This is a genomic window from Curtobacterium sp. MCSS17_007, from assembly GCF_003234175.2.
Classification (GTDB): Bacteria; Actinomycetota; Actinomycetes; order Actinomycetales; family Microbacteriaceae; genus Curtobacterium.
In genome coordinates this window covers 2073120-2085690 of record NZ_CP126257.1, presented here as the reverse complement: position 1 = coordinate 2085690, position 12571 = coordinate 2073120, and the positions used below count along the sequence as shown (strand labels likewise).

Annotated in this window: 12 protein-coding genes; 10 read left to right on the top strand and 2 right to left on the bottom strand. The window is 70.9% G+C overall.

The window, feature by feature from the left end:
* Positions 1 to 48: 48 nt before the first annotated feature.
* On the bottom strand, positions 49 to 240 hold the full coding sequence (locus DEJ22_RS09875; RefSeq protein ID WP_058728987.1) for a hypothetical protein: 192 nt from the start codon (positions 238 to 240) through the stop codon (positions 49 to 51).
* Between the two features lie 93 nt (positions 241 to 333).
* Between DEJ22_RS09875 and DEJ22_RS09870 the strand changes: the two genes are divergently transcribed.
* Entirely contained in the window at positions 334 to 1485 is a 1152-nt protein-coding gene (locus tag DEJ22_RS09870) for an SLC13 family permease (RefSeq protein WP_111226984.1), read from the top strand.
* 12 nt (positions 1486 to 1497) lie between these two features.
* Here DEJ22_RS09870 and DEJ22_RS09865 read toward each other — a convergent pair whose 3' ends face one another.
* The gene (locus tag DEJ22_RS09865) at positions 1498 to 2472 is read right to left on the bottom strand and encodes a magnesium transporter CorA family protein (RefSeq protein WP_181430764.1); all 975 of its coding nucleotides are present in this window, start codon (positions 2470 to 2472) and stop codon (positions 1498 to 1500) included.
* Positions 2473 to 2578: 106 nt separating this feature from the next.
* Between DEJ22_RS09865 and otsA the strand changes: the two genes are divergently transcribed.
* From otsA to DEJ22_RS09820, 9 genes are all read left to right on the top strand, one after another.
* Positions 2579 to 4168, top strand: a complete 1590-nt coding sequence (gene otsA / locus DEJ22_RS09860; protein ID WP_111226982.1) for an alpha,alpha-trehalose-phosphate synthase (UDP-forming) — start codon at positions 2579 to 2581, stop codon at positions 4166 to 4168.
* Complete coding sequence (otsB, locus tag DEJ22_RS09855) at positions 4161 to 4943, top strand: trehalose-phosphatase (RefSeq protein WP_111226981.1); 783 nt, start codon at positions 4161 to 4163, stop codon at positions 4941 to 4943. The genes otsA and otsB overlap by 8 nt, the downstream gene beginning before the upstream one ends.
* A gap of 82 nt (positions 4944 to 5025) precedes the next feature.
* On the top strand, positions 5026 to 6720 hold the full coding sequence (gene ilvD, locus DEJ22_RS09850) for a dihydroxy-acid dehydratase (RefSeq protein ID WP_111226980.1): 1695 nt from the start codon (positions 5026 to 5028) through the stop codon (positions 6718 to 6720).
* Between the two features lie 45 nt (positions 6721 to 6765).
* On the top strand, positions 6766 to 8586 hold the full coding sequence (locus tag DEJ22_RS09845) for an acetolactate synthase large subunit (protein ID WP_111226979.1): 1821 nt from the start codon (positions 6766 to 6768) through the stop codon (positions 8584 to 8586).
* Complete coding sequence (gene ilvN, locus DEJ22_RS09840; protein ID WP_111226978.1) at positions 8583 to 9083, top strand: acetolactate synthase small subunit; 501 nt, start codon at positions 8583 to 8585, stop codon at positions 9081 to 9083. Before DEJ22_RS09845 ends, ilvN begins: the two co-directional genes overlap by 4 nt.
* A 96-nt stretch (positions 9084 to 9179) precedes the next feature.
* Positions 9180 to 10205 carry a ketol-acid reductoisomerase gene (gene ilvC, locus DEJ22_RS09835; protein ID WP_111226977.1) on the top strand — a complete coding sequence of 342 codons (1026 nt, stop codon included), beginning with the start codon at positions 9180 to 9182 and terminating at the stop codon, positions 10203 to 10205.
* A 230-nt stretch (positions 10206 to 10435) separates the two neighbouring features.
* Positions 10436 to 11626 carry a mannitol-1-phosphate 5-dehydrogenase gene (locus tag DEJ22_RS09830; protein WP_111226976.1) on the top strand — a complete coding sequence of 397 codons (1191 nt, stop codon included), beginning with the start codon at positions 10436 to 10438 and terminating at the stop codon, positions 11624 to 11626.
* A 50-nt stretch (positions 11627 to 11676) separates the two neighbouring features.
* Positions 11677 to 12120 carry a hypothetical protein gene (locus DEJ22_RS09825; protein ID WP_111226975.1) on the top strand — a complete coding sequence of 148 codons (444 nt, stop codon included), beginning with the start codon at positions 11677 to 11679 and terminating at the stop codon, positions 12118 to 12120.
* Positions 12117 to 12497 (top strand): hypothetical protein, encoded by a 381-nt coding sequence (locus DEJ22_RS09820; protein WP_111226974.1) that lies wholly within the window; start codon positions 12117 to 12119, stop codon positions 12495 to 12497. Before DEJ22_RS09825 ends, DEJ22_RS09820 begins: the two co-directional genes overlap by 4 nt.
* The last annotated feature ends 74 nt before the right edge of the window (positions 12498 to 12571 follow it).

Here is a 12571-nt window from a genome sequence, read left to right as displayed (position 1 = left end):
ACCAGCCGGTACCGCGCCTCCCGTCCGTGGGGTGGTCGCCCTGGCGACCTAGCGCTGGCGCGCCTTCACCGCGCGGTCGTCCTCGACGACCGTGCCGAGCGCGACGATCGTGGTCGCGAGCCACGCGATCCACGTGAGCGCGAGGCGCCAGTCACGCGGGCCCTGCCGCGTGGTCTGCACCACGCTGTAGCCGCTGATGATCGAACTCCACACCGCACCGCTGAACATGAACTTCCGCACGGGTTCCTCCTCCTGGTCGTCCCCGCCACGCTACCGGCCGCTACATTGGAGCGCCGCCGGTCGCCCTGCCGGTCCGCAGAGCGAGGAGACACCGTGCGTCAGGCCGTCATCGGGGGAGTGCTGCTGCTGGTCGGCGCCGTGTGCGTCGTGCTCGGCCTGCTGCCCCTGTCCGACCTCGCGACCCTCGCCGACCGGGTCGTCCCCGTCCTGGCGTTCGTGCTCGGCCTCACGATCGTGTCGGAGCTCGCAGCGGACGCAGGCGTCTTCGACCGCCTGGCCGACATGGCGGCCCGCATCGGCGGCGGGCGGACGATCGGGCTCTGGGCCGCGGTCGTCGTCCTCGCGGTGGTCTGCACGGTCTTCCTGAGCATCGACACCACTGCGGTGCTCCTCACCCCGATCGTCATCACGCTCGCGCGTCGGGTCGGCCTGCCGCCGATGCCGTTCGCGCTCACGACCGTGTGGCTCGCCAACACGGCGTCGCTCCTGCTGCCGGTGTCGAACCTGACCAACCTGCTCGCGGTCGACGGGATCGGCCTCGACGGCCCGATCCCGTTCGCCGGCCTGATGGTGTGGGCGGCGCTCGCCGGGGTCGTGGTGCCGTGCGCGGTGCTCCTCGTGGTGTTCCGCGGCAAGCTCTTCGGTCGGTACACGCCGGTCGAGGTCCGACGGCCGCGTGACCCGCTGTTCTTCTGGGCGGCGTCGGCCGTGCTCGTCCTGCTCGTCGTCGCGCTGACCTCCGGGGTCACGGTCTGGGTCGCGGCACTCGTCGCGGCAGGGCTGCTCGTCGTGGTGGCCGCGTTCCGGGCCCCGTCCGAGCTCCGGCCGTCCCGGGTGCCCTGGTCGACGCTCGTCTTCGCGGCGGGCCTGTTCGTCGTCGTCGAGACCCTGCACGCCACGGGGCTCACCGACCCGATCGTGCAGGCGGTCTCGGGCGGCACCGACACCGGTTCGCTGCTGCTGCTCGGCGGGGCCGGGGGTGTCGCGGCGAACGCGATCGACAACCTGCCCGCCTACCTCGTGCTCGAGCCGGCCGCCGGGCACGAGGCCCTGCGGTACGCGGCGCTCCTGGTCGGGGTCAACGCCGGCTGCCTCATCACGCCGTGGGCCTCGCTCGCGACGCTCCTCTGGCACGCGCGCCTGGCCTCCGAGGGCGTGCACCTGTCGTGGGGTCGGTACATGGCGCTCGGCTGTGTCGTCGCGCCGCTCACGGTCGTCGCCGGGGTGCTCGCGCTGCAGCTCTGAGGCGGCTCCTCGCTAGAGCCAGTCCTTCGTCTTGAAGACGCGGTAGAGCACGAGCGAGGTCGCGACGATGAGCGACACCGAGGCGAACAGGCCGCTCCAGTGCCCCTCGCCGGGGAACGTCACGTTCTGGCCGAAGAACCCCGTGATCGCCGTCGGGATGGCGATGATCGCCGCCCAGCTCGTCACCTTCTTCATCACGGTGTTCTGCCGGTTCGACGCCAGGTTGAGGTTGGTGTCGAGGACACTCGACACCGCGTCCCGCAGCTGGTCGACGGTGTCGGCGATGGAGACCAGGTGGTCCTCGACGTCGCGGAAGTACGGCCGGATGCCGTCGACGATCGCCTCGGCGTCGCCGTGCAGCAGCGAGGCGACGCTGTCCCGGGTCGGCACGACCTGCCGACGCAGCACACCGAGGGCCTTCCGCAGCCGGAACGAGCGTCGCTGGATCTGCTGCTCGCGAGGGTTCCCGTGCTCGAAGAGGTCGTCCTCGAGGTCGTCGATGCGTGCCTCGATGTCCTCGACGGCCTTCGTCGCGTGGTCGACCACCGCGTCGAGGAGCGCCCACACCAGCCACGGCACGCCGTGGTCGGCGAGGTCGGCATCCGCGTCGAGCCGACGCTGGACCGACCGCAGGTCGACCTCCGGGCCGTGGATCGTGACGAGCGCCCGGTGCGTGACGAACGCCTTGACCTCGTGCGTGACGAGGTCGCCGTCGGCGCCCAGGCCCTGGACGTCGTAGACGACGAGGAACAGGCTGTCCCGGTAGCGGTCGAGCTTCGGGCGCTGCCCGCTCTCGAGCGCGTCCTCGACCGCGAGGACGTGCACGCCGAGCTCGTCCTCCAGCTGGTCGAGGTCGCTCGGACCCGGGTCGACGTGATCGACCCAGACGAAGCAGTCGTCGTCCCGTCCGAGGAGGTCGGACACCTGCTCGACCGGGAAGTCCTGGGCCACCGCGGTGCCGTCCCGCCACGCCCGTGTCATGACCATGCGGACGAGCCTAGTGAGCGGGCACCGAGAGCCGCCTGCGTCCGCGCTGGTACCGTCGGCGACGATCCCGGCGCTCGAGCCGGGGGAACGGAGACACCACCACCCCATGGCAGCAGACACCGACCCCGACCGGTACGCCTTCGTCGTCGCCTCGAACCGACTCCCCGTCGACCGCGTCGTCGACGAGGACGGCAACGAGGGGTGGCGACACTCGCCCGGCGGGTTGGTGACGGCGCTCGAGCCGGTCATGCGCGCCAACGACGGGGCGTGGGTCGGCTGGGTCGGTCAGCCCGACGTCGAGGTCGCGCCGTTCGACAACGAGGGCATCCACATCGTGCCGGTGCCGCTCAGCGCGGACGACGTCGAGGAGTACTACGAGGGGTTCAGCAACGACACGCTGTGGCCGCTCTACCACGACGTCATCGAGCACCCGAGCTACCACCGTGACTGGTGGAACGCGTACAAGCGCGTCAACGCGCGCTTCGCCGACCAGATCGCCGAGATCGTCGAGCAGGACGGCATCGTCTGGGTGCAGGACTACCAGCTGCAGCTGCTGCCCGCGATGCTCCGCGAGCGGCGCCCGGACCTGACCATCGGGTTCTTCAACCACATCCCGTTCCCGCCCGTCGGCATCTACGCGCAGCTGCCGTGGCGCGCGCAGATCCTCGACGGCCTGCTCGGGGCCGACGTCATCGGGTTCCAGCGGCAGGACGACGCGAGCGACTTCCTCCGTGCCGTCCGCCACATCAAGGGCTACACGACCAAGGGCTCGACGATCGACGTCCCGGTCGACGACCCGGCCGCCCCGCGCAGCCGCAAGGGCATCACGGTCCGACACGTCGAGGCACGCCACTTCCCGATCTCCATCGACGCCGAGAGCTTCGAGGCGATCGCCCACCGGCCCGAGGTGCAGGAGCGCGCCCGCGAGATCCGCGAGAGCCTCGGCAACCCGAAGACGGTGCTGCTCGGCGTCGACCGGCTCGACTACACGAAGGGCATCCGACACCGCATCAAGGCGTTCGGCGAGCTCGTCGAGGACGGCCGTGTCGCGGTCGAGGACGCCACCCTCGTGCAGGTCGCGAGCCCGAGCCGCGAGCGCGTGGACACCTACGCGGCGCTCCGCGACGAGATCGAGCTCACGGTCGGACGGATCAACGGCGACCTCGGCGTGATCGGCCACCAGCCCATCGCGTACCTGCACCACGGGTACCCGCGCGAGGAGATGGTGGCGCTCTACCTCGCCGCCGACATCATGCTCGTCACGGCCCTGCGCGACGGCATGAACCTCGTCGCGAAGGAGTACGTGGCGGCGCGGTTCGACAACGACGGCGTGCTCATCCTGTCCGAGTTCGCCGGTGCCGCGGACGAGCTGAAGCAGGCCGTGATCGTCAACCCGCACGACATCGGCGCACTGAAGGACTCGATCCAGCGCGCCATCGAGATGCCGCGACGGGAGCGTTCAACGCGCATGCGTGCGCTCCGGAAGCGCGTCCGCGACAACGACGTGGCCCGGTGGTCCCGGTCGTTCCTCGAGGCGCTCGACCGACACGCCCCGAACCGGGCCAAGCTCGACCCGTCCGCCTCGGACCCAGGTGACGAGCACGTCGAGGAGCTGCAGGACACGACGTCGATCTTCGACCAGGAGGCGCAGACCGCCCGAGCCGCCGAGGACACCCGGGAGGCCCGTGATGCGTGACGCCGCCACCGACCCGTCGGCCCTGACCACGGCCCTCGAGACGCTCGCGGCTGCGCCGCGACTGCTCGTCGCGCTCGACTTCGACGGCACCCTCGCCCCGTTCGCAGACGACCCCGCGAAGGTCGGTGCGCTGCCCGGCTCGTGGGCGGCGGTCCTCACCCTGCAGCGCGCCCGTGACACCGAGGTCGTCCTGGTGTCCGGGCGACCGCTCGACGGGCTCGCCCGGGTCTCGCACGCTCCCGAGGGCATGGCGCTCGTCGGCTCGCACGGCGTGGAGTGGCGCGTCGACGGCCACGACGAAGCAGCGCTGAGCGACGACGAACTCGCCCGGGTGGCCCGGGTCGGTGCGGCGCTCGACGAGGTCGGAGCGCGGTTCCCGGGCGTCGTCGTCGAGCACAAGCCCGCCGGGCACGGCATGCACACCCGACGGGTGAGCGCCGAGGTCGCGGCCGAGGCGAACGCGGCCGCGAGCGAGGCCGCGCACGCTGCGGATCCCGGCGTGCTCGAGCGCGGCGGCAAGGACATCGTCGAGTTCGCCGTCCGGCACGTCACGAAGGGCGACGCACTCGACCGGCTCCGCGAGCTGCGCGGCGCGGACGCCGTGTTCTTCGCCGGTGACGACGTGACGGACGAGGACGCCTTCCGGGTGCTCCGCGACGGCGACGTCGGCGTGAAGGTGGGGGAGGGCGACACGCTCGCCGCACACCGCGTGGCGGACCCTGCGGCGCTCACCGACGTCCTGAAGCAGCTCGGACGTCTGCGCGCGACGCGCTGAGGACCCGGCCCCGCGCCTCTCGTCCGGCCCACGGCGACACGTCGTGTCCGGTTGGTATCCCAACTGGTCCTAGACTGCCTCCATGCCTGACATCGACGTGAAGCCGCGCAGCCGGGTCGTCACCGACGGGATCGAAGCGACCACCTCGCGTGGCATGCTCCGGGCCGTCGGCATGGGCGACGCAGACTGGGACAAGCCGCAGATCGGGATCGCCTCGTCCTGGAACGAGATCACCCCGTGCAACCTCTCGCTCGACCGCCTCGCGCAGGGCGCGAAGGAGGGCGTGCACTCCGGCGGCGGGTACCCGCTGCAGTTCGGCACCATCTCCGTCTCCGACGGCATCTCGATGGGCCACGAGGGCATGCACTTCTCGCTCGTCTCGCGCGAGGTCATCGCCGACAGCGTCGAGACCGTCGTGAACGCCGAGCGCCTGGACGGCACCGTCCTGCTGGCCGGCTGCGACAAGTCGCTCCCGGGCATGCTGATGGCCGCCGCGCGCCTCGACCTCGCGAGCGTCTTCCTCTACGCGGGCTCGGTCATGCCGGGCTACGTGAAGCAGGCCGACGGCTCCTTCAAGGAGGTCACGATCATCGACTCCTTCGAGGGCGTCGGCGCGTGCAAGGCCGGCACCATGACGGAGGCCGAGCTGAAGGAGATCGAGTGCGCGATCGTCCCGGGCGAGGGCGCCTGCGGCGGGATGTACACGGCCAACACCATGGCGAGCGTCGCCGAGGCCCTCGGCATGTCGCTGCCGGGCTCCGCCGCTCCGCCGAGCGCCGACCGTCGTCGTGACTACTACGCCCACCGCTCCGGCGAGGCCGTGGTCAACATGCTCCGCCTCGGGCTCACCGCCCGGCAGATCCTGACCAAGGAGGCGTTCGAGAACGCCATCGCCGTCGCGATGGCGCTCGGAGGCTCGACCAACGTCGTGCTGCACCTGCTCGCGATCGCGCACGAGGCCGAGGTCGAACTCTCCCTCGACGACTTCAACCGCATCGGCTCGAAGGTCCCGCACCTGGCCGACATGAAGCCCTTCGGCAAGTACGTCATGGTCGACGTGGACCGCAACGGCGGCATCCCGGTGATCATGAAGGCGCTGCTCGAGGCCGGTCTGCTGCACGGCGACGTGATGACCGTCACGGGCAGGACCCTCGCCGAGAACCTCGCCGAGATCGACCCGCCGGAGCTCGACGGCGAGGTCTTCCGGAAGCTCGACAACCCGATCCACGAGACCGGTGGTCTGACGATCCTCAAGGGCTCGTTCGCGCCCGAGGGTGCCGTCGTGAAGACGGCCGGGTTCGACGCCGCCGTCTTCGAGGGCCCCGCCCGCGTGTTCGACCGCGAGCGTGCCGCGATGGACGCCCTGACCGAGGGCCGGATCCAGAAGGGTGACGTGGTGGTCATCCGCTACGAGGGCCCGAAGGGCGGGCCGGGCATGCGCGAGATGCTCGCCATCACCGCGGCCATCAAGGGCGCGGGACTGGGCAAGGATGTACTACTGTTGACGGACGGACGATTCTCAGGCGGCACAACCGGCCTGTGCATCGGCCACATCGCACCGGAAGCCGTGGACGCAGGTCCAGTGGCATTCGTGCGCGATGGCGACCGCATCCGTGTCGACATCGCGGCTCGCTCGCTCGACCTACTGGTCGACGACGCCGAGCTGGAGGCCCGCCGAGCAGGCTGGGCCCCGCTGCCCCCGCGTTACACCCGCGGAGTCCTCGCGAAGTTCGCGAAGCTCGTCCAGTCCGCCGCCAAGGGCGCGGTCACGGGCTAGCGTCGACACGTTCGAACCGCCATCCCTCCAGGCAAGGACCACCTCATGCCCACGGAAGCCACTCCGCTGTCCGCTGCAGCCGGTGCACGCCGGTCGCCGGAGATCCTGACCGGCTCGGGAGCCGTCCTCCGGACGCTCGAGCACCTCGGGATCACCGACGTCTTCGGCCTGCCCGGCGGCGCCATCATCCCGTTCTACGACGAGCTCATGGCGTCGACCACCATCCGGCACATCCTCGTCCGGCACGAGCAGGGCGCCGGCCACGCGGCCGAGGGCTACGCCTCGGCGTCGGGCAAGGTCGGCGTCGCGATCGCCACGTCCGGCCCCGGCGCGACGAACCTCGTCACCGCCATCGCCGACGCCTACATGGACTCGGTGCCGTTCATCGCCATCACGGGGCAGGTGTTCTCGACCCTGATGGGGACGGACGCCTTCCAGGAAGCCGACATCGTCGGCATCACGATGCCGATCACGAAGCACTCGTTCCTCGTGACCGACCCGGCCGACATCCCCGCGACCCTCGCGGCGGCGCACCAGATCGCGACCACCGGTCGCCCGGGCCCGGTGCTCGTCGACATCACGAAGGACGCCCAGCAGAAGTCGGCGCCCTACGTGTGGCCGCCGAAGATCGACCTGCCCGGCTACCGTCCGGTCACGAAGGCGCACGGCAAGCAGATCACCGCTGCCGCGCAGCTGCTGGCCGAGGCCGAGCGGCCGGTGCTCTACGTCGGTGGCGGCGTCGTCCGCTCCGGCGCGTCCGCCGAGCTGCTGCGCTTCGCCGAGGCCACCGGCACGCCGGTCGTCACGACGCTGATGGCCCGCGGTGCGTTCCCGGACTCGCACCCGCAGCACCTCGGCATGCCGGGCATGCACGGCACGGTGCCCGCGGTGCTCGGCCTGCAGGACAGCGACCTCATCATCGCCCTCGGTGCCCGGTTCGACGACCGCGTGACCGGCAAGGCCGACGAGTTCGCGCCGCACGCCAAGGTCGTCCACGTCGACATCGACCCCGCCGAGATCTCGAAGATCCGGTACGCCGACGTCCCGATCGTGGGCGACGCCCGCGAGGTCCTCGTCGACCTGCTCGACGCGTGGAACGACGTCTCCGCCGACCGCGCGGACACGAGCGCGTGGTGGGCGAAGCTCGATCAGCTGCGCACCGACTTCCCGCTCGGGTACGTCGAGCCGACCGACGGGCTGCTCGCACCGCAGGCGATCATCCGCCGCATCGGTGAGCTGACCGGACCCGAGGCCGTGTACGCGTCGGGCGTGGGCCAGCACCAGATGTGGTCGGCGCAGTTCATCAAGTACGAGCGGCCGCACGCCTGGCTGAACTCGGGCGGTGCCGGCACCATGGGCTACTCGGTCCCGGCCGCCATGGGCGCGAAGGTCGCCGAGCCCGACCGGGTGGTCTGGGCGATCGACGGCGACGGCTGCTTCCAGATGACGAACCAGGAGCTCGCGACCTGCGTCATCAACGACATCCCGATCAAGGTCGCGATCATCAACAACTCGTCGCTCGGCATGGTGCGCCAGTGGCAGACGCTGTTCTACGACGGCCGCCACTCGTTCACCGACCTCGAGACCGGTCACGAGTCGCGCCGCGTGCCGGACTTCGTGAAGCTCGCCGACGCCTACGGGGCCCTCGGCATCCGCGTCGAGCGTGCCGACCAGGTCGACGACGCGATCCAGCTCGCCCTCGAGACGAACGACCGCCCGGTCGTCATCGACTTCGTGGTGAGCCGCGACTCCATGGTGTGGCCGATGGTCCCGCAGGGCGTCGGCAACTCGTCCATCCAGTACGCCCGCGACCACGCGCCCAGCTGGGACGTCGAGGACGCCGACATGACCGGAGACCCCGCATGAGTCACGTCCTCTCCCTGCTCGTCGAGGACAAGCCGGGTCTGCTGACGCGCGTCGCCGGCCTGTTCGCCCGACGCGGCTTCAACATCGAGTCGCTCGCCGTGGGCGGCACCGAGGTCGAGGGCCTGTCCCGCATCACGGTCGTCGTCGACGTCGAGGACCTGCCGCTGGAACAGGTGACGAAGCAGCTCAACAAGCTCGTCAACGTCATCAAGATCGTCGAGCTCGACTTCTCGCAGTCGGTGCAGCGCGAGCACATGCTCGTCAAGGTCCGGGTCGACAACCAGACCCGTTCCGCCGTGCTCGAGGCCGTGACCCTCTTCCGTGCGCAGGTCGTCGACGTGGCGACGGACTCGCTCGTCGTCGAGGTGACCGGCGACCCCGGCAAGATCCAGGCGATCCTGCGGGTGCTCGAGCCCTACGGCGTCAAGGAGCTCGCCCGCGCCGGCCTGCTCGGCATGGGCCGCGGCCCGAAGAGCATCACCGACCGCGTGCGCTGAACGCACCCGTCTTCCGGACGTCAGGCGCGCAGCGGCCCCGCCACGCGCCTCCCGTCCGCACACCACAAGCCACCAGAACCAAGGAGACAGACCCTCGTGACTGACATCGTGTACGACGCCGACGCCGACCTGACGCTCATCCAGGGCAAGAAGGTCGCCGTCATCGGCTACGGCTCGCAGGGCCACGCCCACGCGCTCAACCTCCGCGACTCCGGCGTCGAGGTCGTCATCGGCCTCAAGGAGGGCTCGAAGAGCCGCGACAAGGCGACCGAGGCGGGCTTCGAGGTCCTCACCCCGGCCGAGGCCACGAAGAACGCCGACGTCGTCGTGATCCTCGCGCCGGACCAGGTGCAGCGCATCGTCTACGCCGAGGACATCGAGCCGAACCTCAAGGACGGCGCGACGCTCGTCTTCGGCCACGGCTTCAACATCCGCTACGGCTACATCGAGGCGCCGGAGGGCGTCGACGTGGCGCTCGTCGCGCCGAAGGGCCCGGGGCACACCGTGCGCCGCGAGTACGAGGCCGGCCGCGGTGTCCCCGTGATCGTCGCCGTCGAGGTCGACGCCTCGGGCAGCGCCTGGGACCTCGCGTGGTCGTACGCCAAGGCCATCGGCGGCCTGCGCTCCGGCGGCATCAAGACCACGTTCACCGAGGAGACCGAGACCGACCTGTTCGGTGAGCAGGCCGTCCTGTGCGGTGGCACCTCGCAGCTCATCCAGTACGGCTTCGAGACGCTCGTCGAGGCGGGCTACCAGCCGCAGATCGCCTACTTCGAGGTCCTGCACGAGCTCAAGCTCATCGTCGACCTGATCTGGGAGGGCGGCCTCACCAAGCAGCGCTGGTCGATCTCCGACACGGCCGAGTTCGGTGACTACGTCTCCGGCCCGCGCGTGATCTCGCCCGAGGTCAAGGAGAACATGAAGGCCGTGCTCTCGGACATCCAGGACGGCACGTTCGCCAAGCGCTTCATCGAGGACCAGGACGCCGGCGCGCCGGAGTTCAAGGAGCTCCGCGCGAAGGGCGAGGGCCACCCGATCGAGGCCACGGGCCGTGAGCTCCGCGCGCTGTTCGCGTGGAAGTCGAACGACGCCGACTACGTGGACGGCTCGGCCGCGCGGTAGTCTGCGGGCGACCACTCGATGACGAGGCGGCGGTGCGTGCGCACCGCCGCCTCGCGATGTGACCCGAACGACATGCACCAGAACCCCTCCTGCACCAGCGCCCGCACCCGGCGCCCCCGTGGCGTCCCCGTACCCGGGCGCTCCACTTCCGCGACCCGTCCCGCAGTGCTGCTCCGCGGCATCGCGAGGAGTGGTCACGACCGTGTCCTCGGACGTGGGAGGATCGTCGGATGGCGGTGACGAAGCGAGCGGTCCACATCGGCGCCGGCAAGATCGGGCGCGGGTTCGTGGGCCAGTTCCTGGTCGCGAGCGGCTACGAGCTCACCTTCGTCGACGTGGACGACCGTGTCGTGTCGGCGCTCAACGAAGCCGGTCGGTTCGTCGTGCACGAGGTCGGTGAGCAGCCGGTCGAGCACCTGGTGTACGGGTTCCGTGCGCTGAGCAGCAAGACCGATCGCGACCGGGTGGTGCAGGCGATCGCCGAGGCGGACGTCGTGACCACCGCGGTCGGCGCGCGGACGCTGCCACTCGTCGCGCCGGTCATCGCCGAGGGCCTCGCGGCACGGTCGCCGGAGCGTGGCGACGTGACCGTCGTGGCGTGCGAGAACGCCTTCAACGCGACGGACTCGCTGCACGCGAGCATCCGACGGGCCCCGATCCTCGAGGACCGCGACGTCGCCGCGGTCTTCGCGAACTGCGCGATCGACCGCATCGTCCCGGACCAGTCCGGGGTGCTCGGCCAGTCGGGCGGTCTCGACGTCGTGCTGGAGCCGTTCTACGAGTGGGTCATCGAGCGCACTCCGTTCGCCGCGTCGGACGCCGAGCCGCCGCAGATCGACGGCGTCACGTGGGTCGACGACCTGCAGCCGTTCGTCGAGCGGAAGCTCTACACCGTGAACACCGCCCACGCGACCGCGGCGTACCACGGGTTCGTCCGGGGGATCCGGCTCATCCGCGAGGCGCTCGAGGACCGCGAGGTCCGCGCCGAGGTCGACGGCGTCCTCGCCGAGACGACCGCACTGCTCGTCGCCAAGCACGGTTTCGACCCGGCCGAGCACGCCCGCTACGTCGCGGCGAACCTCACCCGCATCGCGAACCCGCTCCTGCCGGACACCACGGCCCGCGTGGGGCGCAACCCGCTCCGCAAGCTGGGTCGACGCGAACGCTTCGTCGGCCCGGCGTCCCAGCTGGCCGAGCGGGGGCTGCCCGTCGAGCACCTGCTCGGTGCCGTCCGGGTCGCCCTGGCCTTCGACGACGAGAACGACCCCGAGTCGATCGAGCTGCACGCGCTCCTTCGCTCCGGGGCGACCGCGCACGCGCTCACCGAGATCCTCACCGGTCTCATGGAGAGCCACCCGCTGTTCCCGGCGGTGCGCGACGTCGTCGCCGAGGTGCTCGAGGGCCAGCCCGCCGACGTCTGACCGACGCTCCGTGGTGCCCGCCGACGCGGGTCCCTCGTAGAATCGTCTGCATGACCACGGCAGCTTCCCCGCCCGACGGCTCCGTCGACCACGACGACGACGAGGCCCTCAGCTGGGGCGACGCGGACGACGCGACCCACGTCGACGCGGCCCACAACCCGGTCGCCGTGAAGGACCGCGGGGGCCGCGACCCGGAGACCCCGGAGACCTCGGGCGCGCTCGTCGGGTTCGGCGTGTTCGGCGGCCTCTACCTGCTGTACACCGTCGCCTGGCTGCTCACCGCGTCGACCGCGTACGTCTCGAACGTCGACACCGTCCTCACCGTGTTCGTCGAGGTCCTGCGCTTCCTCTCCATCGTCGCCCCGGCGCTGTGGTTCACGGTCGTGCTCTGGGCCGGGCGCGGTCGTCGCACCCGGACCCGTCTGCTCTGGATGCTCCTCGGTGCCGCGGTCCTGTTCCCTTGGCCGTTCCTCATGACGAGGAGCTTCGGGTGACCGCCGCCACGCCGGCGTCGCGCCGCAGCCCCTCGCCGATCGTCGGTCGGGTCGCCGTCTGGGTCGTCTTCGGGGCCCTGTTCACCTACATGACGGTCCAGAGCGTCGGGAACCTCGTCACCGTCTCGCAGTCGGTGCGTGCGTTCAACACGTTCCTCGAGACGACCTCCGGCGGCGGGTCGCTGCAGCGCAGCACCCCCTGGGGGTGGCTCGTCCTCGACATCGCGATCGCGCCCGTCGCGTTCGTGGTCGCCCTCTGGGTGACGCGCCGCGCACGGCTGTCGGTGACGGTCGGCGTCTTCCTGGTCGCGTTCGCGGCGGCGGGGGCGCTCTGGCTGGACCTGCAGCTCTTCGTGCCGCGCCTGCTCGACTTCTGACGCACCGGACGGGAGGCGCGGCGCCGGCGCTTCCCGTCCCTCCGGCCCGTCGTGTGGTCCCGTGGGGGACCGGT

Excerpts from the sequence above, each read along its gene's own strand:
- DEJ22_RS09825 (WP_111226975.1), top strand. The coding sequence starts at position 11,677 with ATGACCACGGCAGCTTCCCCGCCCGACGGCTCCGTCGACCACGACGAC.
- otsA (WP_111226982.1), top strand. The coding sequence starts at position 2,579 with ATGGCAGCAGACACCGACCCCGACCGGTACGCCTTCGTCGTCGCCTCG.
- otsB (WP_111226981.1), top strand. The coding sequence starts at position 4,161 with ATGCGTGACGCCGCCACCGACCCGTCGGCCCTGACCACGGCCCTCGAG.
- DEJ22_RS09845 (WP_111226979.1), top strand. The coding sequence starts at position 6,766 with ATGCCCACGGAAGCCACTCCGCTGTCCGCTGCAGCCGGTGCACGCCGG.
- DEJ22_RS09830 (WP_111226976.1), top strand. The coding sequence starts at position 10,436 with ATGGCGGTGACGAAGCGAGCGGTCCACATCGGCGCCGGCAAGATCGGG.
- ilvD (WP_111226980.1), top strand. The coding sequence starts at position 5,026 with ATGCCTGACATCGACGTGAAGCCGCGCAGCCGGGTCGTCACCGACGGG.
- ilvN (WP_111226978.1), top strand. The coding sequence starts at position 8,583 with ATGAGTCACGTCCTCTCCCTGCTCGTCGAGGACAAGCCGGGTCTGCTG.
- DEJ22_RS09865 (WP_181430764.1), bottom strand. The coding sequence starts at position 2,472 with ATGGTCATGACACGGGCGTGGCGGGACGGCACCGCGGTGGCCCAGGAC.